Annotated in this window: 23 protein-coding genes and 2 pseudogenes; 13 read left to right on the top strand and 12 right to left on the bottom strand. The window is 45.0% G+C overall.

What is annotated here, in order from left to right:
- Window positions 1-125 precede the first annotated feature (125 nt).
- From QUB68_RS17940 to QUB68_RS17920, 5 genes are all read left to right on the top strand, one after another.
- Window positions 126-1,013 (top strand): ABC transporter permease, encoded by an 888-nt coding sequence (locus tag QUB68_RS17940; protein WP_332994978.1) that lies wholly within the window; start codon window positions 126-128, stop codon window positions 1,011-1,013.
- 504 nt (window positions 1,014-1,517) lie between these two features.
- Window positions 1,518-4,229, top strand: a complete 2,712-nt coding sequence (locus tag QUB68_RS17935; protein WP_332994976.1) for a calcium-binding protein — start codon at window positions 1,518-1,520, stop codon at window positions 4,227-4,229.
- A 405-nt stretch (window positions 4,230-4,634) separates the two neighbouring features.
- Window positions 4,635-4,844 (top strand): DUF2997 domain-containing protein, encoded by a 210-nt coding sequence (locus QUB68_RS17930; protein WP_332994974.1) that lies wholly within the window; start codon window positions 4,635-4,637, stop codon window positions 4,842-4,844.
- A gap of 40 nt (window positions 4,845-4,884) precedes the next feature.
- A complete protein-coding gene (locus tag QUB68_RS17925; RefSeq protein WP_332994972.1) occupies window positions 4,885-5,274 on the top strand; it encodes a DUF1257 domain-containing protein in 390 nt (129 codons plus the stop codon).
- A gap of 80 nt (window positions 5,275-5,354) precedes the next feature.
- Window positions 5,355-5,810 carry a ferredoxin gene (locus QUB68_RS17920; RefSeq protein WP_332994970.1) on the top strand — a complete coding sequence of 152 codons (456 nt, stop codon included), beginning with the start codon at window positions 5,355-5,357 and terminating at the stop codon, window positions 5,808-5,810.
- A 93-nt stretch (window positions 5,811-5,903) separates the two neighbouring features.
- On the opposite strand, the gene QUB68_RS17915 is transcribed toward QUB68_RS17920, so the two are convergent.
- The 11 genes and pseudogenes from QUB68_RS17915 to QUB68_RS17865 form a co-directional block, all read right to left on the bottom strand.
- Window positions 5,904-6,185 carry a YiaA/YiaB family inner membrane protein gene (locus QUB68_RS17915; protein ID WP_332949608.1) on the bottom strand — a complete coding sequence of 94 codons (282 nt, stop codon included), beginning with the start codon at window positions 6,183-6,185 and terminating at the stop codon, window positions 5,904-5,906.
- A 221-nt stretch (window positions 6,186-6,406) separates the two neighbouring features.
- On the bottom strand, window positions 6,407-6,829 hold the full coding sequence (locus tag QUB68_RS17910) for a hypothetical protein (RefSeq protein ID WP_332994967.1): 423 nt from the start codon (window positions 6,827-6,829) through the stop codon (window positions 6,407-6,409).
- Window positions 6,826-7,548 carry a DUF433 domain-containing protein gene (locus QUB68_RS17905; protein WP_332994964.1) on the bottom strand — a complete coding sequence of 241 codons (723 nt, stop codon included), beginning with the start codon at window positions 7,546-7,548 and terminating at the stop codon, window positions 6,826-6,828. The genes QUB68_RS17910 and QUB68_RS17905 overlap by 4 nt, the downstream gene beginning before the upstream one ends.
- A 154-nt stretch (window positions 7,549-7,702) precedes the next feature.
- On the bottom strand, window positions 7,703-8,782 hold the full coding sequence (locus QUB68_RS17900) for a hypothetical protein (protein ID WP_332994962.1): 1,080 nt from the start codon (window positions 8,780-8,782) through the stop codon (window positions 7,703-7,705).
- A 131-nt stretch (window positions 8,783-8,913) separates the two neighbouring features.
- Window positions 8,914-9,891, bottom strand: a complete 978-nt coding sequence (locus QUB68_RS17895; RefSeq protein ID WP_332994960.1) for a hypothetical protein — start codon at window positions 9,889-9,891, stop codon at window positions 8,914-8,916.
- 57 nt (window positions 9,892-9,948) lie between these two features.
- Window positions 9,949-10,317, bottom strand: a complete 369-nt coding sequence (locus tag QUB68_RS17890; RefSeq protein WP_332994957.1) for a hypothetical protein — start codon at window positions 10,315-10,317, stop codon at window positions 9,949-9,951.
- A 59-nt stretch (window positions 10,318-10,376) separates the two neighbouring features.
- Window positions 10,377-10,685 (bottom strand): annotated as a pseudogene (locus QUB68_RS17885) (hypothetical protein); the annotation flags it as partial.
- Window positions 10,686-10,704: 19 nt separating this feature from the next.
- Window positions 10,705-12,498: a group II intron reverse transcriptase/maturase gene (gene ltrA / locus QUB68_RS17880; protein WP_332994955.1), complete on the bottom strand. Its 1,794-nt coding sequence runs from the start codon at window positions 12,496-12,498 to the stop codon at window positions 10,705-10,707.
- Window positions 12,499-13,094: 596 nt separating this feature from the next.
- A pseudogene (locus tag QUB68_RS17875) lies at window positions 13,095-13,487 on the bottom strand (hypothetical protein); the annotation flags it as partial.
- 127 nt (window positions 13,488-13,614) lie between these two features.
- Window positions 13,615-13,881, bottom strand: a complete 267-nt coding sequence (locus QUB68_RS17870; protein ID WP_006634886.1) for a hypothetical protein — start codon at window positions 13,879-13,881, stop codon at window positions 13,615-13,617.
- Window positions 13,882-13,898: 17 nt separating this feature from the next.
- Window positions 13,899-14,075, bottom strand: coding sequence for a hypothetical protein (locus QUB68_RS17865; protein ID WP_332994952.1), 177 nt, complete (start codon window positions 14,073-14,075; stop codon window positions 13,899-13,901).
- A 59-nt stretch (window positions 14,076-14,134) separates the two neighbouring features.
- Here QUB68_RS17865 and QUB68_RS17860 point away from each other — a divergent pair, with 59 nt between their 5' ends.
- The 6 genes from QUB68_RS17860 to QUB68_RS17835 all read left to right on the top strand — a co-directional run bounded on the left by QUB68_RS17860 (window position 14,135) and on the right by QUB68_RS17835 (window position 17,340).
- A complete protein-coding gene (locus tag QUB68_RS17860) occupies window positions 14,135-14,458 on the top strand; it encodes a helix-turn-helix domain-containing protein (protein WP_190739559.1) in 324 nt (107 codons plus the stop codon).
- A gap of 15 nt (window positions 14,459-14,473) precedes the next feature.
- Window positions 14,474-15,163 carry an ImmA/IrrE family metallo-endopeptidase gene (locus QUB68_RS17855; protein WP_332994948.1) on the top strand — a complete coding sequence of 230 codons (690 nt, stop codon included), beginning with the start codon at window positions 14,474-14,476 and terminating at the stop codon, window positions 15,161-15,163.
- Between the two features lie 62 nt (window positions 15,164-15,225).
- Window positions 15,226-15,465, top strand: a complete 240-nt coding sequence (locus QUB68_RS17850; protein WP_332994946.1) for a polymorphic toxin type 33 domain-containing protein — start codon at window positions 15,226-15,228, stop codon at window positions 15,463-15,465.
- Between the two features lie 23 nt (window positions 15,466-15,488).
- Complete coding sequence (locus QUB68_RS17845) at window positions 15,489-15,920, top strand: DUF4279 domain-containing protein (protein ID WP_332994944.1); 432 nt, start codon at window positions 15,489-15,491, stop codon at window positions 15,918-15,920.
- Between the two features lie 72 nt (window positions 15,921-15,992).
- Entirely contained in the window at window positions 15,993-16,862 is an 870-nt protein-coding gene (locus QUB68_RS17840; RefSeq protein WP_332994941.1) for an ATP-grasp domain-containing protein, read from the top strand.
- 61 nt (window positions 16,863-16,923) lie between these two features.
- Window positions 16,924-17,340, top strand: a complete 417-nt coding sequence (locus QUB68_RS17835; RefSeq protein WP_332994940.1) for a hypothetical protein — start codon at window positions 16,924-16,926, stop codon at window positions 17,338-17,340.
- 313 nt (window positions 17,341-17,653) lie between these two features.
- On the opposite strand, the gene argS is transcribed toward QUB68_RS17835, so the two are convergent.
- Entirely contained in the window at window positions 17,654-19,414 is a 1,761-nt protein-coding gene (gene argS / locus QUB68_RS17830; RefSeq protein WP_332994938.1) for an arginine--tRNA ligase, read from the bottom strand.
- 297 nt (window positions 19,415-19,711) lie between these two features.
- Between argS and QUB68_RS17825 the strand changes: the two genes are divergently transcribed.
- Together QUB68_RS17825 and QUB68_RS17820 are read left to right on the top strand one after the other, a co-directional pair.
- Entirely contained in the window at window positions 19,712-20,107 is a 396-nt protein-coding gene (locus QUB68_RS17825) for a hypothetical protein (protein ID WP_332994936.1), read from the top strand.
- Between the two features lie 792 nt (window positions 20,108-20,899).
- Complete coding sequence (locus QUB68_RS17820; RefSeq protein WP_332994934.1) at window positions 20,900-22,291, top strand: malic enzyme-like NAD(P)-binding protein; 1,392 nt, start codon at window positions 20,900-20,902, stop codon at window positions 22,289-22,291.
- Window positions 22,292-22,373: the final 82 nt, after the last annotated feature.

Below are 22,373 nucleotides of genomic sequence, written 5' to 3'. Positions count from 1 at the left end.
TTAAATTTATCTTGTTTCTATATCTTAAAGGGTCTTTTACGAAGGGATCGGGCATTTGGCATCTACCATTCGCTATAAAAACTGCGATCGGGCACAACTGTGAGTTTTTTTGGTGACAGCAAATTATGGAAAATCGAAAATTAAATAAAAAATTAATATTTTCACAGCCTGCTTGGCAACGATTTGGCCGATCGACCTCTGGGAAAATCGGCTTAATTGTGACCGTAGCGCTGATTTTTTCGGCACTGTTAGCTCCCCTACTTTCCCCTTACAATCCGGCGGTCGATCGCGATTATTTGTCGCGCTTAGTGGCTCCTAATGTCAAACATTGGTTCGGTACCGACGGTTTGGGGCGAGATTTGTTAGTGCGGGTGTGGCACGGATTGGGGATATCTTTGATCGTCAGCCTGGTTTCTGTGGCTGCGGGTTTAATTGTGGGAGCGCTGTTGGGGCTCTTCGCCGGTTATTTTCGGGGGTGGGCTGAAGTGGCGATCGGCACTTTGGCGGATATTTTGCTAGCTTTTCCTTCAATCTTACTGGCGATCGCCGTTGTTACCGTCACCGGGCCGAGCCTGCAAAGCGTAATTATCGCCGTCAGCGCCGTGCAAATTCCGATTTACATCCGCTTAACTCGCAGCATGGTGCTGTCGCTGCGGGAACAAGAGTTTGTGTTAGCTGTCAAGGCCTTGGGCGCCAGCGACTTGCGGATTATTTTTCGCCACATTTTGCCGGGAAGTCTCGCGCCGCTAGTTGTACAAGCAACTCTTTCGACTGGTACAGCCACACTAGAAGCTGCTGGTTTAGGTTTTCTCGGTTTGGGCGCACAACCGCCAGCGCCGGAGTTAGGGACGATGCTTTCGGACGCTTTCAAGGGTGGATACGCTCTTTCGTCTCCTTGGACTATTTTGTTTCCCGGTTTGCTAATTACCTTGACAGTTCTAGGTTTCAACCTTTTGGGCGACGGCCTGCGAGACGCTTTAGACCCCAGATCTAATGCTGTGAGAAGGCAGTAAGTTCGATCGGCATTTAAATTATCTGTCAATAAATAATCAAACCATTAGTGGGCCGTTGCTCCCAGCAGCACCTGGAATCACTAAAATATGACTTTTATGACTTTAAGTTTATGACTTTTATGACTTTAAAATATGACTTCTATGATTTAAAGTCATGACTTTTATGAATTTACTTTAGAAATAATCTAGGTGATAATACTGACAACTTTACAGATGCAATACAAGTCGTATCTCAATACTGTTCAATCAACACTTTTTTGTCCTTGCTAACTCACCGTTGCCATCGCAGTATCTGTTTGTCAAAGCATTTTGCCGATCGCACTGTCTTGTGCAAAGAGTATTGAGTCATATCTGACATTGTAACAACACCTGCTTGAAGATAGATCGCGACCAATCAAACTTCATTTAGTAATGACTAAATGCTATTTCGTGCGACTACAAAACCGAAATAGTACATTTTAACCAGCAAAAACCCAGATACTCATCATCCGAGGAAATTAAATCATGGCATCTATTTTTGCACCCAATAACAATGACACCTTACTCACAGGAACTGCGAACAATGACGACATCTTCGGAGCAGGAGGAAAAGATACCCTCGTCGGCCTTGGAGGTAACGACTTTCTCTTCGGCGATGAGGGGAATAACTCCCTCCTGGGGGGACTTGGCGATGACACCTTATTTGACGGGCTTGGCAATTCAACTCTCAGCGGAGGTGAAGGTAATGATTTTATTTTCAGCATTGGTGGTAATGACTTAATACTTGGCGATGCGGGGAATGATACTCTCATTAGCGATGAGACGATCGCCGGTGCGAACAAATCTGCTACCCTTCTAGGCGGATTGGGCAACGATGCAATAATTGGCGGTTTTGGCAATGACTCCATCAATGGCGGGGATGGCAGTGACTCCCTGTCTGGTGATAATGGCGATGATTCAATTTCTGGAGAGAATGGCGACGATTTCCTATTAGGCGGTAATGGCAATGACATTCTCAAAGGGGGAGTCGGCGACGATTTTCTGGGTGGAGGTTCTGGCAGCGATTTGATCGACGGCGGAGACGGTTTTGACTTCGTTTCCTACGGGGCAGCGACAACTCCAGTGCTGGTAAATCTCGTGACAGGGATAGCAACAGGAGAGGGGACTGACACTCTCATTAGCATCGAAAATATTTTCGGTGGCGGCGGTAATGATTCTCTGACAGGGAATACTAGCGTTAATTATTTAGATGGTTTGGCTGGTAATGACTCTCTGTTGGGATTGGATGGCGGTGACTTCCTGTTCGGCGGTGATGGCAATGACTTCCTCGGTGGCGGATTGGGTGACGATTTTCTGGTTGGGGAAGCTGGTAATGACACGCTTGATGGTGGAGAAGGTATTGACTTCTTGTTTGGTGATGATGGTAATGACATCCTGAATGGCGGGGCTGGCAATGATTTGCTGAGCGGGGGGGCTGGCGATGACACGGTTGATGGTGGAGAAGGTGTTGACCTTGTTTCTTACGGAACAGCAACTGGGCCGATAGTCGCTAATTTGGCAACCGGGACGGCAACGGGACAGGGAACGGACAATCTCATTAACATCGAAGATATTATCGGTGGTAGCGGTAATGATTCTTTGACAGGGAATACTGGCGCTAATTATTTAGATGGTTTGGCTGGTAATGACTTCCTGTCTGGTGGCGATGGTAGTGACTTCCTGTTTGGCGGGGCTGGCAATGATTTGCTGAATGGCGGGGCTGGCAATGATTTTATGAGCGGTGAGGCCGGCGATGATTCTTTAAACGGGGGGTTGGGCAATGATATTTTGTTTGGAGATGAGGGCAACAATACTCTGATTGGTGGTGGCGGTGCTGACCTCTTGTTTGGAGGGGCGGGCAATGATTTTTATCAGTTGGATGGTACGACGGCTCAAGGTAGCGTAATTTCAGATACGGGTGGCATAAATTCCTTAACCATTCCGGGAGTCACGCTTTCACTCACTCTTGCTCCTGGAAAGACGGGCTTGGGACGAAATGGCACCAGTTTGGTGATTGACTTGAACCAAGATGGCATTGTTAATGGTTCAGATGTGGAGATTTTCAACTTCTTTGCGACGCCGACTGGGACTACTCCTGGTTCTGGTGTGATCCAAAATTTGGGAAATTTCAGCAGTACCGAAATTTTTAATAGTTTTGCTGTCTCGCCTCCACCCCCTCCGACACAACCGCCGACCCCGACGCCTGTGCCTCCGGCTCCACCGACACCGACGCCTGTGCCAACGCCTCCGGCTCCACCTGCGCCAACTCCAACACCTGTAGTCGCTCCGACTCCGACAACTCCGACTCCGACAACTCCGACTCCGACAACTCCGACTCCGACAACTCCAACTCCCACAACTCCGACTCCCACAACTCCGACTCCGACTCCGACGGCTGAACCGACGCCAACTCCGACTCCGAGGCTTGTGGTGACGCAACCAACACCGACACCAACACCAACACCGACACCAATACCGCCAACGGAATCATGTCCGACTCTGGTATCTATACCGATGCCTGTACTGGAACCTGGGCCGATTCTGACTCTAGAAAATTCAGGGGATGATTTGCTGTTTGGTGCTAACGGTGAAGATAGTATCAATGGCGGTCAAGGCAATGACACGATGTTTGGTTTGGATGGTTCTGATAGTCTGTTTGGAGGCGATGGGAGCGATCGAATTTTTGGCAATCCCGGCAGCGATACTATCGATGGGGCTGCTGGCGATGATGTTGTGTTTGGCGGCAAGGATAACGATTTGGTTGCCGGCGGTGCTGGGAACGATCGACTCCGGGGCGATCTAGGTAATGATACTGTCATCGGTAACAATGGCGATGATTTGCTGTTCGGTGGCAAAGGATCGGATTTGCTATTTGGCGCCGAAGGTAACGATACGCTCTTGGGCGATTTGGCTCAAGATACCTTGATTGGCGGGCCGGGGAATGATTTGTTTTTGCTGGGACTTGAAGGCGCACCGACTGATGTGGCTGCTGCTGATGCGATCGCCGATTTCCAAGTTGGGATAGATTCGATCGGGCTTTCTGAAGGTTTGACGTTTGCTAGCTTGCGGCTGGAGGCTGTCGGTTGCAACACCGCGATCCGAGTTGCTGATTCCGGTCAAGTTTTGGCTGTGGTTAATTCGGTGAAGCCAGATCGACTTCTGGGAAGTTTTGTGACTGCTAATCTCACTTTGATTTAGAGGTTGGGCTTTCGGGCGATCGTACTTGTGTACTTTTTTTAACCTGAGATCTTGCACCATTCTCGCTTAACAGGCTTTTCGCCCAGCCTTGAAAAACTTATGACAATGGTGCAATATCTCAGTATTACCAATAAGACGGCGGTTTCAACCGCCGTCTTATCTGATCTCAACCCTAAGGACTTGACTGCTGTCACAAAGTACGCGAAACTTTACATAACACTCATGTATTGCTCCTACCTATTAATAACTTCTGTTAAGTTGTGACTCAAAACCTGTCAATTCGTCAAAATTGATATAGCCCTTTGTCAGTCAGCCAACTCTCAAGAAGCGACTTCAGGAGGCATCGTCCCTGGCTTGCTGGTGTCGGTGTCAGATTTCATTGTTCCTATTCAGTCAGCCCGGATTATGGAAACACTAGAGTTTGTGATTTATCCAGATGGCCGCGTACAGGAAACAGTCACCGGCATTGTCGGTGCATCCTGCGCTGAGGTAACGGCTGCGATCGAAGCCCAGCTAGGCGTGGTACTTCATCAAGAGTCAACATCTGAATATTTCGCGCAAACGCTCAATCAGTCAGCCGAAGCGACAACCCAAGTGGGTTTTAGCGATTGGTAATTTTTTTTGTTGAGTTCACTTAATCTTTTTGGGAATCACCATGTCACACTTTAGCCAAATTAAGACCCAGATCCGCAATTTGAATTCTTTGGAAGCTGCTTTAACTGACTTGGGTATCGACTGGAAGTCGGGCCCGACTGAGGTGCGTGGCTATCGCGGCCTCACCAGCACTGCTGAGGTGGTGATTGAGCAAGAAAACGGCTATGACTTAGGTTTTAGCTGGAACGGGACTGAGTATGAATTGGTGGCTGATTTGCAGTTTTGGCAGCAAGCTTGGTCTGTAGACCGTTTTCTGAATAAGGTGACTCAGCGCTACGCTTACCATACTGTGGTGAATGAAAGCGCTAAGCAGGGTTTCCAAGTTTCTGAGCAAAAGCAAAATCAAGACGGTTCGATCCGCTTGGTGGTTCAGCGCTGGTGTGCTGCTTAATAATTTTGCGAGATTTTTGCAATTCAAGTCTCATCTAAAGTCCGCCCAAGCGGACTTATTTACTATTGTGGGGGATCTAAATGTCTGAGCTTTCTGGACTCGGAATAGATACAGCAATCGATCGCACTGGTTTAGAGCCGGAGTTAGGCGGATTTTTGCGGGATGCGCCCGATCGCACTGGTTTAGAACCGGAGTTAGGTGGCGTGTTGCGCCAAAAAGGTGTCTACGTTGACGAGATTACCTGCATTGGCTGCAAGCACTGCGCTCATGTTGCTCGCAATACTTTCTACATTGAACCGGATTACGGGCGATCGCGCGTGGTTCGACAAGACGGGGATTCTGAAGAGTTGATTGCGGAGGCGATGGACACTTGTCCGGTGAATTGCATTCACTGGGTTGATTACACCGAACTCAAGAATCTGGAAGAAGAACGCAAGGATCAGGTGATTCCTGTCGTTGGTTTTCCCGTAGATATGGCTACGGTTCAGGCGGGTGTGCGCCAGCGCCAGAAGGCTAAGTTCAAACACAGCCATTGAAATCCACAATTCAAATCCACAGCTTAAAACCTGTGGCTCAACAAACAAAAACAGCCCGCGCGGGCTGTTTTTCTATACACTGTATAATTAGATTTATTTCAGAGGATGATGCTCAGCGAGAATCTTCTCAACTCTCGCTTCGTCGATTCTGGCAGTTAATGTTGTTGCCTCGTTGTTATCCCGAATGGTTTTTGCTAAAGTAAAAGACGAGCCAACTGAAAAGGTTAAACCCATACCCATAAAAGCTTTTTGCCAAGGATCGACCTGTAAATAAATCACACCGACAGTAGTTGCGGAAATGGCAACAATAAAAGAAACCCAACATTGAAGAATCCAAGCATTAGTATCTTTTTGACGTATGATTTGTTTCTGCATAATGCCTCTAAGTCAAATATATCTTTTGGTTGATTAACTTCAACAATAGGAAGCTTGATCGGAGGATTCAGGAAGAGTAGGGACAGTTTAAATAAGTGAACAGGGCGATCGGGCTTTCAACTAAAAATTATAACGCTGTAGATAGGTTTTCATACTCTTTGAGCCTGGAAGGGAGTAGACAGTTTATAAACTGGACTAATCGAGATTGACTTTGAGATGATTTACTCACTGGTTTTAGGGAGAATTCTCAAAAGTTCCTTTTGGTTTTTGCAGGGCTTGACCAAACCAGACTGGTACACCTTAGCAATAAAAGGTGCTTGATTCCCCCGAATAAATCGTTTCATATTTTCTAAGGCATTTACAAAAGCTTGTGCGACTACAACTCCAGAAACATCGCCACCCACAAATGCAAACAGCCGTACATTACCTTGAGCCACGGCCAATAACTCCAAAGGACGACTAGCAATTTTCTTGTCCTTTGTAAGTACAACCCAATTGCTTTCTCCAACTATCCTCAGCCAATCCTCATCATTGAGGTCTTGACTAAAATGATCGTCATGAATTTCTACTGTCGCCCCCGCATTTCGTAACGAATCTGCCAGTTTTTTTCCTAAACATCGATCGATGAAAAATATCTCATTCATGCTACTAGCGGAAGTTCGCAGCGAATACCTTCCTCTATTTGGAGGCGCGAGCAATTGTAGTCCTCGGCAAGTTCATCTATGGAATCACCCGCTTTGTAACGTTCTGCCAGCATAGCTGTGGGAATGCCAGTTCCAGCCAAAACTGGGCGACCAAAGGAGATTCCGGGGTCAATCATCACTGTTTTAGGTTCGTCAGCACCTGGTAGTTTTGTGAAAGGATAGAGTTTGAGAGGTAATCCAGCTTCATCTCGTACAATGCGATCGAAATAAATGTCTAGAATCTGCCTCGCTTCCTGTTCCCTACCGGATGTTGCAAGCTTCTGTCCGCATCTCTCAAACAAAAGAGCAATTCCCTCGACTTGAAACTCAATTCGAGCGTATAAGTGAGGAGTAGAAAAATTACGGTTGACACATTTGAGAGTGGTGCTAAGTTGCTTGCGGGAAAAGCCTGTAGCCTTAAAAATAGCAATCAAAACATGAGCCTCTACCAAATTGGTGAAAGAAAGTAGTCTAGTTTTGGACTGGGGCAGCAGTTCAAGATTATTGTGTTGAGGTAACTCAATCAACGGCTCAAAGAAGTGCTTGTCCGTTTTTGTTTGCGAGTACCAGCCAACAACCCAATGTCGCAACATATCTCTCCGCAGCCTGAGATATTGTGCTGCTTGAGGGATAGAATATATCGGAATATCCCGCAGTTCAAAGTTGTTAGTATCAGCCATAGCACTTACCTCCAGCCTAAATACTTCTATTTTTGCACGGCCAGCGGGCGATCGGCATAATTTATTTTATTTGTTCCCAAAAATGTAGAGATGCAGAATTCTACATCTCTACAATACAATCCCAACTAATTAATTCCTAAAACCGCCGACTTATCTACTTATTTTTCTGCTGAGTCTTCGCTTGTTCGATCGCAATTTCCCGCACAGCTTGGAAAGAACTCAAATTCGACGAACCCTCAATCGCCTTCACCGCCAAATCTTGAACCTGTTTCAAAGCAGAATCAAGCTGTTTCGACAAACTAGCAATCCGCACATCTTGATTTTGAATAGTCTGCAACATCCCTTGAATTTGCAGTTCATAATTCTGCTTTTGTCCTTCAATATCTTTAGCCAACAAATCAGCCTTAATCTTAGCTTGATAATTGCCAATATTCCGACCAGTATCTTTCCCATTCTTGATATTAGCTTCCAGTTCTTTCGGGAAAGCTTCCACCTTAGCCTTAACTTCCGCAGACAGTTTTTCCCGTTCCGCAACCAATTTTTCGCGTTCCGCCCACTGCTTCTCCTGTTCTTGCCGAAACTCTTCAATTTCTTGATACAGCCTTTCCTGGCGCTGTTCGTATTCTTCAATGTCCAAATCTCGCTGAAGATTCAAATCATAATCATACAACTCTTCATCCCGATCGCGATTTTTTTGCTGATTCTCATTGCGTTCTTTAACAGCCAACTTTTGCAACTCCTGCTCTTTTTCCCAAGCTAGCCGCTGTTCCAGCAACTCCTGTTCGACAGTTTCGCGCTGTTCGCTGAGTTCGTTAGTAAAAGTTTTCGCACTTTCTTCGTACTGCTGAATTAAATTGTCTAGTGTATCTTCCGCAACATCTTCTAAACTGTGCAACTCTTGCAGTTGTTGAATTTCCCCGCCCACAGTGCGCCGCAACTCTTCTAGTTTAGCAGCTTCCGAAGTTAATTTTTCCGACAACTCGCTGACAGCGCCGCCAAAGCCAAATTGCAGCAAAATTAAATTGTCGATGGTAGACTGCATTTTTTGTTGATTTTCAGTTAAAGCCATTGGTTTCTTTGCCTCCACAATAAGTTTTTCTGGGACTGCTGTTTGCTTTGGGGCAGCATTTAGCTGTTTGATTTGCGATTCTAATGTGACTTTTTCTTCCGTTGCTTCCTTGTAAGCTTCTAAGATTTCAGCCTTGGTGCTTTTGTCGCTAACTTTTCTACTCATGGCTTTTCATTTGTTAATAATGGGGGAATTTGTTCGGAGTAAGGACTTTAGTCCTAAAAAGTTCGTAGTAAGGACTTTATTCCTTAAGTTTTGAGGAAATGAGGACTAAAGTCCTCACTACAAACGGGGTTTTAAGCTTTGCTCGCAAAAGCTTTAATTGCCAAATCTTGCGCTTGCTTCATCGTGGCTTGTAGTTGCGCGGAAATTTCGGCAATTTGTTCGGTTTGGCGCTGCATAGTCTGCTGTAAAGATTGTACTTTCAATTCATATCCCTGCTTGCTTCCTTCCCATTCTTTGTCCGCTAAATCTGCCTTGACTTTAGCTTCGCGGGAAACTTCTTGAATTGCTTCTTCTTTGGCTTTAACATAAGCCTGTTTGAGTTCTTCTTCAAACCCTGCGGCTTTAGTTTGATTCTTTTCAAACTCCGCTTGATTGTCGCTGAGTAATTTTTCCCGTTCTGCCCAATTCTTGTCTTTTCCACGGGTAGATTCTTGCAATTCCCGTTCTAATGTGCGCTTCGTTTCTTCGTAGGTGTCGGTTTCGATTTTGCGGGTGCGCTGTAAATCGTATTGGTAATCAGCTATTTCTCCCTGGCGCTCTTTGGTTGTGAATGCAGTTTTTTCTTGAACTACTACATCAAATTCTTGCTGTTCTTTCGCCCATATCTTGCGTTTTTGGGTCGTGTCTTTTTCGAGAATTTCGCGCTGGCTGGTAGCGTTTTGTTCGAGTACAGTCAATTTTTCTTGATGCTCTTGAGTTAAAATGTGGAGGGCGTCTGCTACAACTCGTATTTGCTGCAACTCTTGCAATTGTTCAGCTTCAATTTCGATCGCGCGTTTTAATTCATCTAATTTGGAAGATTCCGCCTTCAGTTTATCCGAAAGTCCGCTGGTGATGCTGCCGAAATCTAATTGCAAGTCGGCTAAGCCTTTGACAATGCTGTCAATTGTGTAGGTAGCAGCGACTTCGAGAAGTTGTTTATTTTTAGCTTTTTCGGCTGACTGTTCCTTGGTTTCGACTTTTGATTCAATCTTTTTCTTATCGGATAAAATCTGCTGAAAATTTTGCAATATTTGGGATTTGCTATCTTTGGCAGTTGCTAGTGTCATAATGCTTGTTCCTCCTGATTCTAACTTTGAGAGACCTTGTTACTAAGACGTGTTGATCTATTCTAAGTTCCGAAGTTGGCTGAGAATAGCGCGGTATTTTCTGGCTGCATCGGGTTTCTGCTCGGGGTTGTCGCCCGCTAAAATTTTGAGGATTTGTTGGCAGCGATCGCACCGATTTCCTTGCCAGCAATCGCACTCGTCAACTATACTTAAAAGTGTATCTTTTAGTAGTTGATTTTCGGCTAACAAAGCTCGGTAATTCCGCCGGATAGATTCGGCAACTAAAGTCATGTGCTGGAAGTCTAGGGTCAGACTTTCGATGTCGTTAACTGTATCTGCCCGAATTTGGTCGTACAGTTCGCAATTCTTTCGCAAACGGCTTTCTTGCAGGTTTGGTTTGGTTTTGATTTTCGTTAGTTTCTTCATTTCACTCTGTTGTAACAGTTATGGTAAAGGCGCGATTTAATCGCGCCCTTACAACAAAATTAGAACAAGTCAGCAGTTGATTTGTCTTCCGCTGGTGGCAGCGACATACCGCCGTTGGAATTCAAAGCAATAGCATCACTTTCACCGCTAGCGTGAGCAGCCATCAAGGAGGCTACTTGCTGCGCCGGCAGATTGTCCAAACATACCATAGCCCTGGTTCCTTCCAAATCAATCATCCGCGATTGATTGCTGGAATCAGATAAAACTGCTGCGGCTTGGTCGATAACTGCCCAGTCTTTGCGCTCCATCCACGACCATTTTAAGCTGTAGTAATTAATCGGTTTTACTACTCCGCTGTCGTCTGGTTTGTTACAGTCGGCGAGGGAATCACTTCCCCCGTCTCTGCTTCAGAACCGTGCGTGAAAGTTTCCCTTCACACGGCTCCTCAGTGATTTGTCCTTTGTCATAGGAACCTCTAACTGAAGCATCTTCAGTAGTTTTTGTATCGTGGCAATGTCGATGCAATAATTGGAGATTTTTGTATTCTTCCTTTCCCCCTAGTGAACGAGGGACAATGTGGTCAATCTCCATTACATCTTCTTCTTTGAAATACAATTTACAATAGGCACACTTCCCTTTTTGCTTCTTCAGAAGTGTTGCCACTATGTGAGGCATTTCTGGGTTGGTTCCCATTCTTGTACTCCAGTAAACTAGATTTCCGTCATAGGGTGACAGATTGCCTTTGACTTTCACATGACGCACTATTGGTGTCTCGGCGTGTGAAAGTAGCCGAAGTAAATTATTACCTTCTTCTTTGGCTGCAAAATTCCAGTTACTACCACCGATTGTGTGCCAGTAATTCCCGGCTCCCTCACTCCAATTTTGTTTGGGGTGGCGACGTTTTGCCCAAGTTTTTAGCTTGTAGAATATTTCATGGTCTAACCTTGAGTAAGTATCTTTGCTTACTACAGTAGAGTAGTAGTTTGCCCATCCTCTTATAACTGGATTTAACCTAGTTATGAGCGCCTTTTGAGGTGCTGTCTTATGGGCGTCTATGATACTAGCTATTGCATGATAGTGTTCTCGTTGCTTTTTCTGGCTTGGGGTGATGATTGTTTTGAAACCTTGCTTTGACTCATATTGTCCCACCTTGTATTGTTGGATTGAGAACCCTAGAAAATCGAATCCGGTTTTTCCTTCGTATTCGATTAAGGTGTGACTTAGTGTTGTCTTGCTTGATTTCAATTCCAATCCCATGCTTTTTAACCATTCAGAGATTAATTCTCTGCATCTTTGGACAACGGTTATGTCTTCATGGAGAATCACGAAGTCATCGGCGTACCGAATAAGGGTTAAGCTTTGGCATTTCATTTGCCAACTTTTTTGATTCCCCCGTTCATTTTTCATGTTAAGGGTTTTTGCATATTCCTTTATCCGTTCTTCCATCCCGTGAAGGGCAATGTTTGCCAGTAATGGAGAAATAACTCCGCCCTGTGGCGTTCCCTCAGATGTTGGAAACAACTGCTTACCGTCCATCACCCCCGCTTTTAACCAGGCTCGTATCTGACGGCGAATGGTGGGAGATGTATTTAATTTTCTTAGCAGTGTTTCATGGTCAATGCTGTCAAAGCATTTGGCAATATCCGCATCCAAGATAAACTTAGGTTGCTTATTTATTGCACTGTATATTGCTCCGATGGCATCATGGCATGAGCGTCCTGGTCTGAACCCGTATGAGTTAGGTTCAAATCGCGCCTCCCATTCTGGCTCTAAGACCAGTTTGACAAGTGCTTGCAAGGCGCGGTCGTTCATTGTAGGTATTCCCAAAGGTCGTTTCTCGTCCGTACCAGGTTTGTCTACCCAGACTCGTCTAGTGGGGCTAACCTTTGAATTCAGGTTTAGTGTTCTTAAAAGGTCAAGTCGTTGCTTTGGGGATAATGATTTAACACCGTCCACACCTGCGGTCTTTTTTCCTTTGTTATCCTGAGTAACTCTACGAACCGCCAATGCTCTTGCTGACCAAGACTTCATCAACGTTTTCTGGAGCCTGCGAATTGCTTTCAAATCACCACGTTGAGAGGCTTTGTAGATTCGTTTTTGCAACTTGAAAACCTGACGTTCTAGCTTTTGCCAGTTAATCTGATTCCATTCCGCCGTAGTCTTTAAACTCGTATTAGACATATTTATTGCTACTTGGACTCTACTTTACAAATCACCGTGAGTCTGTCTGCATATCCTTACCATTACAATAAGGCGTTCGCTTCTGACTCAATCCCACTCTTTGTAGCTTGTGGTTAGCACCTACTTGGATATCGACTTTTCCAAGAGCATACATAGAGTTATTTCGTTCCTGATAACCATTGATTGAACTTTTAGGGCGATGCTATTCACCGGGTTTATGGGAGGTGCATATTGGTCGAGGCCAAATTCGCCAATTCCCTATCCTTTGCCTTTTGGCTCCAGCCTATCAACCTTATTTGGCTGGTTACACTTAACGATGATTCAAACACATCTTTGCTTTCGCTACCCATGAGTTCTTGCTAGTCGGGATTTTTGGGTAAGGTTCCCAATTACCGTCATTACACCCCGCTTCACCGATTGATGGCTAGTCTCTACAGTGGGGGTATTGCTGTCACCGTTGCACTTACGGGGTGGGACTGGATTTTCTAGGATACTTATCTTCACCCACATGGTTATCAAGTTATCAAGGTCAATAGACCTTGTAGCTAATCCCCCTAATTCCAGATAGGAATTGGTTTCTAGCTAACGAATCGCACCTGACCGGAATGCTTGACAAATTCGGGAATAAAAATCCCGGTTGCAGGCTCTACGCCGCGCGATTGAACTGATGCGACTAAACGGTTAAAATCGTTCAAGCTGCGGTTTTTGATGTAGGTCACCATCACAACTCCTTGTGGCAGTTCGCCGGTTTCTGCGACAAACCACAGTTGGCCCCACAGTGTGTGGGAAGTTTGACCGAGGGAACCGAAGAATTTGGCAAATTTGAGGATTGTGATGGAACACTTGGAACCGTAGTCTGTGTCGCCGATCGCCCACTGGCCGCTTTGGCAATTGTTGCGAACGGCGATCGGGATTTCTGGTACTAGCAAAGCATTGCTAGGTTTGGCACCAAATACGGAAAATGTAGGTCTTTCTTTTGTTGCAGTCATGGTTCGTTTTTCCTTAGTTCTTTATTGATTTACAGACAATTGATTTACAGACAATTGGTAATCGGTAATTGGTAATCCGTTAAATCCGTTAAATCCGTTACACAATCCGTTGCCGAACTTCCTTCGATTACCGAATGAGATGTGTTGTCGCTTTTGGTTCTGGATACGTATACTCAAGCATCGCCTCTTGTTGAGCTTTAATAATCCGCAGCGCGGCGAGCAAATGCTCTAACGTTTCTAAGTGCGCTGGGGTGAAGTGGATGCTGAAGCCTTCGCCATCCCGCGCGTAGCCCGGACAAACCAGTGAGGCTGAGCTTTGTTCTTCGTGGGTGGCGATGTATAGCCAGTCATCGTCTTCGAGCTTGTAATGCGTGTCTGTCCAGGTTCTCAGCATTTGCTATCTGTTCCTCCTTATTTGCTGCGTACAAGCGTTTTGATGCCCAGCGCCGATCGCTCCTCTAAAGTTGATGGCGCTATATGTAGCGTGTGGTTTAGCTGATTTGCATTTTTAACCACAGCAGTACGGTTAAATTGGTTGACTAAACCGTCAACTAAACCCATAGTAACGTATGTTGATTTTCGCGTCAAGTTTTTTGTTGAACTTTTCATCAAAACAGGCTAGAATGCTTGTCAGGAGGCGAAAAACCGTGGAACAAACATTTGGAAGACTGATCCGTCAAGCTCGCAAGGACAAGGCTTACTCACAACGTGAGCTAGCTGGTATGCTAAGTGTGGATTTTACTTATTTGTCGAAGTTGGAAAACGATCGCGCCGATTATGCGCCAAAAGAGGAGGTAATCCGAGCATTAGCGCGGAATCTCGACATCAACGAAGAGGAATTGATTTTCCTGGCCGGTAGACTGCCTCAGCAGTACGAAGCGCTGCTGAAGCAGAATCCGAAGGAAATGCAGGCTCTTTTCCGGCGGATGCAAGAAAATCCAGATTGGCTCAAACAATCTTTTGAAGCGTAAGAGAGGCCTGTAAAAGTGAGTATTTTTAAACCGTATTGCTTCTATCCCAAAGAATCGATCGAGCGTTTGGCAAATGACATCCTGATGCAGATGCAGAAAACGCAAAATTTTGCTCCGAAATGGCCTTTTGAAGCGACAACGGTGGCTGATTTCCTGGATTTGGGCGTAGTCTGGGACTACATTGAGCCGGATGAAGAGGGTGCGATCGCCGCCAGGATTTTACCCCAGCAGCGGTTAATCGAAATCAACGAATTGATTCTGGAAAAACCGCCGGGGTTCATCGAATCGACGATCGCCCACGAAATCGGCCACTGGGTGCTGCACGTCAATCAAGACGAAGCAGACGGGAATGTGGAACAGTTGGAACTAGATTTGGGCGATACAGAAAAAACCGCCCAGGATGTCGAGGAAGCGTTTGTTTGTCGGGGCGCGGGTGGTGAAAATAAGGTTTTGTCGATCGAATGGCAAGCGCAATATTTTGCAAGCTGTTTGTTGATGCCCCGATGTATTTTGGAAGATAAAAGACAGGGACGGGATTTAACAAAGTGGTCGCATTTATACAAAATGAGAGATGAATTGGGAGTGAGCATTTCCAATTTGACCAACCGCTTGCAAGAGTTTGGCTGGATTTATATTCCCAAGGGAACGCGCGAGATTTATGCCGGGAAAGGTGCGGCAAACGGTCAGCAGCGGCTGTTTGGGTAGAATTTGATTGGATTTGAGGTTTGAGAGAGATTCTCGAATCTCAGCTTTTTTTGGTGTCAGGAATGGCGGAAATAATATCAGGGAATAGTGCAGAAGAGCGAAACTGGAGACAAGACAAGCTGCTTACCAAGCAGGAGATTGAAAGATTAAAAATAGCAGGAATTGACATCCACGAAATCAAAAATGAAGAAAATGCTTCTAAGAAAGACCTTTACAAAGACAGAGATGGAAACATCTACGTCAAACCTAAAGGCGGCATGAGTCCGGGCGAACCAACAAATCTAAACATTAATGATTTCTAATCACATTAAACAGGAGTCTGAGGATGGAATCAGAGATTTACGCTTATTTTGCCTTAATTGGAACTGACTTATCTCCAGAAGAGGTAACAGAAAAAGTCGGCATAAAACCAAGTAAAACTTGGAAAATTGGCGATTTAATTCACTCAAAGGCTACTATCCGCAAAAAGTACAATGGCTGGAGAGTAGATTCTCAACTTAGCAAGTCGGACGACTTAGAATCTCACATTAAATCTGTGATGGAACAACTTCAACCGGGATGGCTATCTTTGGTAGAGTTGTGTAAGCATTGTAAAGTCGAGATTTCTTGCGTCATTTATTACAGAAGTGGCAGTATCCCCGCGATTCATTTTGATAAATATATTGTTGAAAAAGTACATCAATTGAATGCGGCAATTGATGTAGATTTTTATGTTTTGCCAGAAGAAAGTGGCTCGAATGAAGCAGTAGCAGCATGAGTGATATAGGGTTTTTGTGCAAAGAGCGATCGCCCTTATCTACTCCTGGCTTCCTGGTGTGGTACAGTATGAATGAAAAAAAATTATACTGTGCAAATTATGCTGACAAATATCAGTCTCGTTCTCGAAGCTTGTCAAGAGTTAAATATCAGCTATGAAATCCTCGCGCCCAACCAAAACTTAGTTAGAATCAAACTGAACGGTCAAGATTATTACTTGGTTAATTTCAGTATGCCGTTTAACAACGAGCAAATCGTACAGATATTTAAAGACAAGGAATATACCTATAACTTGCTGAAAGGCAAGATTAAAACTCCAAAAACTCTAGGATTTCTCTCGCCTTTCTGCGAGGAAAAGTATCAGAAATATTTGGTATTTAAAGATTGTGAAGAAATTGTAGCCGAGGTGAGCAAAACATTTTCCCTGCCCGTGATTGTTAAAAAAAATCGCGGTTCGGCGGGAAACAACGTCTTCCTTTGTGAAACGCAGGAGCAAGTTCTAGCAGCGATTGAAACTATATTTAATGTCAACAGCAAAGATTATGACTATGTTTGTCTAGCTCAAGATTGCATTGATATCCGACACGAATATCGAGCGGTGTTCTTCGATCATAAGCTGGTTTTGCTGTATGAAAAAGATAAATCGAACGCTAAATTTACGGGGAATTTAAGCCCGCTGCACTGGGAGGGTGCAAAAGCTAAGCATATTACCGATTTAGAGATAATTTCGGAAATTGAAAATTTTGTTCAGCCTGTTTTTGAGGAGATTAGGATTAATTACGGCGGGTTTGATATAGCGCTAGATACAAATGGGGAATATTGGTTAATTGAAATTAATTCAAGTCCCAATTTTGAGATTTTTGTGAGAGATAATCATCGCCACATTGCTGTCAAGATGTTTAAAGAGATTTTGGAGAACTTGATTGTTAACAAAAAGCCGTAAATGTTCGATTTGAGAAATGCGCTACAATTAACCAAATCCAACTATTACACAATCAAACATAATGACAGCAGAAGTGTTAGAACTAGAGGGGACGTGGGAAGAGATTCTAGCCCAATCAGCAAAGTTTGCCGATCGCCGAGTTCGCATCATTGTTCTTGCTGATGAGGAACCGCTGAAGTCAGCCGAAGATTGTTTTCGTCAAGGATGGCACGAAGCAATGACAGGAGAGACTGTACCGCTTTCTGAACTATGGGAAGGTATTGATGCAGCGATCGGCGAGATGATGGAGTCTCTGCCAGAAACTTTACAGCAGCGAGTAGCAGAATACTTGAAAGAGTATATCGAAGACTTAAAAGATGAGCTTCGATGGGACGAATCTTTCGAGAAAGCGCAACCGCAACTTGTGGCTGCTGCCCAACGCGCAAAACAAGAAATTGCTGAAGGAAAGGCACAGGAAATGAAACTGAATGAGTTATGAAATCTGCGTTTATTTCGCAGGAAATAGAGGATACGGCAGTGCCGTTTCCCTACCCGAACATCTGTACTATTGAAAAAGTTACTCGTTACCAGTTAATATTTTTTTTTGCTTGTTTCCTTAACCAGAAGTGTAAGGTGCGTCGCCATGAGATTGTCGATTCAATTTAGGGATTTTTTATGGCGACACACCCTACAAATATTAAATGCTAAATTAAAATCTTGACAAAATACAACAGAGGACACGGCAGTGCCGTTTCCCTACCCCAAAATAATATTGTAGGGACACGGCACTGCCGTGTCCTGATTTCTTGAGATTACATCCTTTCCAACACTTGAATTCCCAACAAATCCAAACCTAACTTCAAAGTCCGCGCCGTCAAATCGCACAAAATTAACCGCGAAGTCCGCAACGGTTCCTCAGCTTTCAACACCGGACACTGCTCAAAAAACTGATTGTACTTTTGACCCAATTCAAACAAATACTGACAGATCCGATTCGGTAACAAGTCGGCACCAACAGCATTCACAACTTCATTCAACTGTAATAAATGCTTTGCCAATACCAACTCGGCATCGGACTGCAAAATTACTTTTGCACCAGCATCTAAGTTATCAAAATCAATTTCACCTTTGCGACGAATTCCCTGGACGCGCGCGTAAGCATACAGCATATATAGAGCGGTATTTCCTTTTAACTCTAACATTTTATCGTAACTAAAAGTATAGTTACTGGCACGATTTTGACTCAAGTCAGCATACTTAACGGCACTCAAACCAATTGTTTGAGATACGTTGGCAATAAATTCCTCAGTTTCCTGTCTTCCCTCTTTTTTTAATATCTCTTCTAATAAAACTTGGCGTGCGCGGACGACTGCTTCATCTAGCAAATCCTGCAAGCGCACTGTTTCCCCAGAACGGGTTTTTAATTTTTTGCCGTCTTCTCCTAATACTAAACCGAAGGGAATGTGGATAATCTCGACATCTTCGGGAATCCAATTGGCTTTTCTAGCTACTGCAAATACTTGGGCGAAATGGTTTGATTGTCCTGAATCTGTGACGTAAATTATGCGCTTTGCATTGTCGTTTTGGATGCGGTAGCGGATGGCTGCTAAATCGGTGGTGGCGTAGTTGTAGCCGCCGTCGGTTTTCTGGACGATTAGCGGTAATGGTTCGCCTTCAAAGTTGGTGAAGCCGTCTACAAAAACGCATTTTGCGCCGTCGCTTTCTACTAGCAAACCTAATTCGGTTAAGTCTGCGATTACTGCGGGCAATAATGGATTGTAAAATGATTCGCCGCGTTCGGTTACTTTGATATCGAGTAAGTCGTAGATTACTTGGAATTCGCGGCGGGATTGATCGCACAGCAGTTTCCAGGCGCGGCGGGTGTCTTCTGCGCCTGCTTGCAGTTTTACTACTTCTTGGCGGGCGGTTTCTTTGAAGGTTTCGTCTGTGTCAAAGCGCTGTTTTGCTTGGCGGTAAAATGCGACTAAATCTCCTAAATCTAGCGCGTCAGCAGTTGTTAAGGCTTGGGGGTGAACTTCGCGCAGGTAGGCGATTAGCATTCCGAATTGGGTGCCCCAGTCGCCGATGTGGTTGATTCTGAGTACGTCGTGGCCTTGAAATTCGAGGGTGCGGGCGATCGCATCTCCGATGATTGTCGATCGCAAGTGTCCGACGTGCATTTCTTTGGCGATATTCGGGCTCGAAAAGTCGATCGCGATTCTCTGAGGCGTTTTCACCGGTTCAATCCCCAAACGGGTGTCGGCGGCGATCTCACTTATTTGCGCTTCCAAATACGCTGGTTTCAGCTTCAAATTGATAAAACCGGGCCCGGCGATTTCTGGGGTTTCGCAGATGTCGGCGATGTCGAGGTTTTCGATGATTGTAGAGGCGATCGCCCGTGGCGGCTTGCCTAACTTTTTCCCCAAACTCATCGCCGCGTTGCACTGAAAGTCCCCAAACTTGGGATTGCTTGAGGCGGCTAGCATCAGATCCGTATCGGCATAACTTTCGCCGAATGCGGAGGTGAAGGCTTTTTCAAATCTTGCTTTTAACTGTTGGGCGATCGAGTTCATCTTTAATATTTTGATTGGATATTTATTTTAGACGCTAGAGGTTGAGGGCGATCGATCGCAACTTTTAGCTGTGCTGCGGGGATTGCCCCTAGAAAACTTTTTTTTCCTGATGTGATCTCAATCACAGCGTTTAGTATCTTAGGTTACAGATTATCACAATGCCGATCGCTACACAACTCAATAAATATCACATCTAATCAATGATCGCGATCGCCATATAATTTATTTAAATCAGTTACATTAAGGTATGTTAATATTTTTTTAAAGCTCGCAAAAATTCTACGAAAGGAAGTAGTTATGTTATCTCAACCTGTTTTTGGCGATCGTTCTCTGACCCAAGCCTTTTATCAAGCTGTAATCCATCGCTTCGATGACCCTCTGAGTCTTTCGACTCAAGCGCTATTACGAGAGTGTAACCTCGGCTTCGCCCCTTCTCCCGATGGAGTCAAAACCTTTTTCATCATCGCGCCGAGTCTGGATAAAGCAGAGCAACTAATTGCCAAAATTGACAGTATTTTGGAGCGAGTTGCCGAGCTCATGGCTGGAGTTGGACAAGTTGCCCTGTGCATCGTCCCCCCCGGCAGCGAGGCAGAGCAATATGTCGATCTGCAAAACTTAGAAAAAGTTCCCGCCGATTGTCTAGCTTGCAAAATCTTTACTATTATCTGTGCTGATGCTGCGAGCGATCGCTAAAATTGACAGTTAGCAACCAGCAACTCGTTGTGCTGAGCTAAACCTGTGCCAGGATTGGCGCGGGATAGATTGCTTATTAGTAACAGTCGCTCGAATTCTGGGCAAAGTGTGCAGGTAATTCGATCGAAAGCAAGGTTGCACTCGCTATGGAAGAGTGTTAAACAAGCAGGCACAATTAACATACCAAAAACCCGCTTGTCAGTCGATCTGATTTTTACCTGCCGGCTCAAATAGCCGTGCATCTACTGACAGTTGACAGTTGACAGTTGACAGTTGACAGAAGGAAGAAGGAAGAAGGAAGTTCGGCAACGGATGCAAGTAACGGATGTAACGGATTTAAAAGTCAAGGAAGAGGGAAGAAGACTATAAAGGCTACGCGATCGGGTAAAAAGAGGTTCGAGGGAAGAGGTTTGAGGGAAGAAAGAAGAAGAGATACACAGTCAGCTTTTAGCGATAGATATTTTATGTTGAGTTAGGTGGATTTACAGCTCGCTGCAAAATAGAGTTTTGCTTCATCTTCATTAAGTTTGCAGCGAGCAGAAATATTAGAAAAAATAGATAGTTAGTAGTGCGATCGCACCACAAAGTTAGTAGGGTGCGTCAGTCCCAAGTTTTGACACAATTCAAACAGATTGAAACTGACGCACCCTAGGGGGAGATATAGGGCGATCGCATCACAGGCTGATAGAATTTGTTAAAAATTTCAGTTAAAAATTTGAATTATTAAATTTTATGTCTAACATTGGCGATAAAATCAAAGATTGCAATTCTCAAATCTAAAATCAAGCCATCATGGTAAAACTGACACCGAACCCCAGCTTTAGTTTAACGATTCGCGTTGCTCTGCCGAACCAGCCGGGAATGCTGGCTAGCGTCACCAGCGCGATCGCATCTGTGGGCGGCAACTTCGGCCAAATCGACTTAATCGAGCAAAGCCGCGCCACTACCATTCGCGATATCACCGTCGATGCTTACAGCATTGAACATAACGAAGAAATCGTCCAAGCAGTGAAAGCGCTACCCGATATCAAAGTGATCGATGTGTACGATCGCACTTTCGACTTGCACCGTGGTGGAAAAATCAGCGTAATTAGCAAAATTTCCCTCAAACGCCAGTCCGATTTGGCAATGGCATACACCCCCGGAGTCGCCCGCATCTGTACTGCGATCGCCAATGACCCCCAACAAGTTTACAACCTGACAATCAAACAAAATACTGTTGCCATTGTTACCGACGGGAGCGCAGTTTTGGGACTAGGAAACCTCGGCCCAGCCGCCGCACTGCCAGTCATGGAAGGCAAAGCCATGCTATTTAAAGAATTTGCCGGAATTGACGCCTTTCCTATCTGTCTGGACACGCAAGATACCGAGGAAATTATTCGCACCGTGCAGAATATCGCTCCGGTTTTTGGGGGAGTAAACCTTGAAGATATTTCTTCTCCCCGTTGCTTTGAAATCGAAGCCAGATTGCGGGCAACCTTAGATATTCCCATTTTTCATGACGATCAACATGGCACGGCGATTGTTAGTTTGGCAGCATTAATTAATGCCTTAAAAATCGTCAAAAAAACGATCGCAGAAGTGTGTATCGTAATTAACGGAGCTGGTGCGGCCGGAATCGCGATCGCCCGATTGTTGCGCCAAGCAGGTGCCGAAAACATCATCATGTGCGACTCCAAAGGTGTTCTCTCCAAAGATCGCACGGATATGAACCCAGAAAAACTAGAATTTGCTGTGGATTCGGGCGGTACTTTGGAAGATGCGATGGCCGGTGCTGATGTATTTTTAGGTGTCAGTGCGCCCGGGGTGGTCACTCGATCGATGGTGCGATCGATGGCCGAGAATCCAATTGTGTTTGCCATGGCAAATCCCATTCCCGAAATTCAGCCAGAATTAATTATGGAGGATGCGGCGATTATTGCCACCGGACGCAGCGATTACCCGAATCAAATTAACAATGTTTTGGCGTTTCCGGGGATATTTCGAGGTGCTTTGGACTGCAAAGCTCGCACGATTACCACAAGTATGTATTTGGGTGCAGCTTATGCGATCGCCTCTTTAGTCAGCCCTTCCCAGCTTGACAAAGAACACATTATACCATCTGTTTTTGACGAAAGAGTTGCCATTGCCGTCGCCGGTGCAGTGCAGTTGGCCGCCCGATCCGAAGGTATCGCCCGCGATTAATTGCAGGAAGTTCGGCAACGGATTATGTACGGGATTTAACGGATGTAACGGATAGAAGGAAGTTCAGCAACGAGGAATGTAC

It is taken from the genome of Microcoleus sp. A006_D1, from assembly GCF_036702805.1.
Lineage (GTDB): Bacteria > Cyanobacteriota > Cyanobacteriia > Cyanobacteriales > Microcoleaceae > Microcoleus.
Note: the sequence above shows the minus strand (reverse complement) of the source record. Positions and strands in the feature narration are given on the sequence as shown.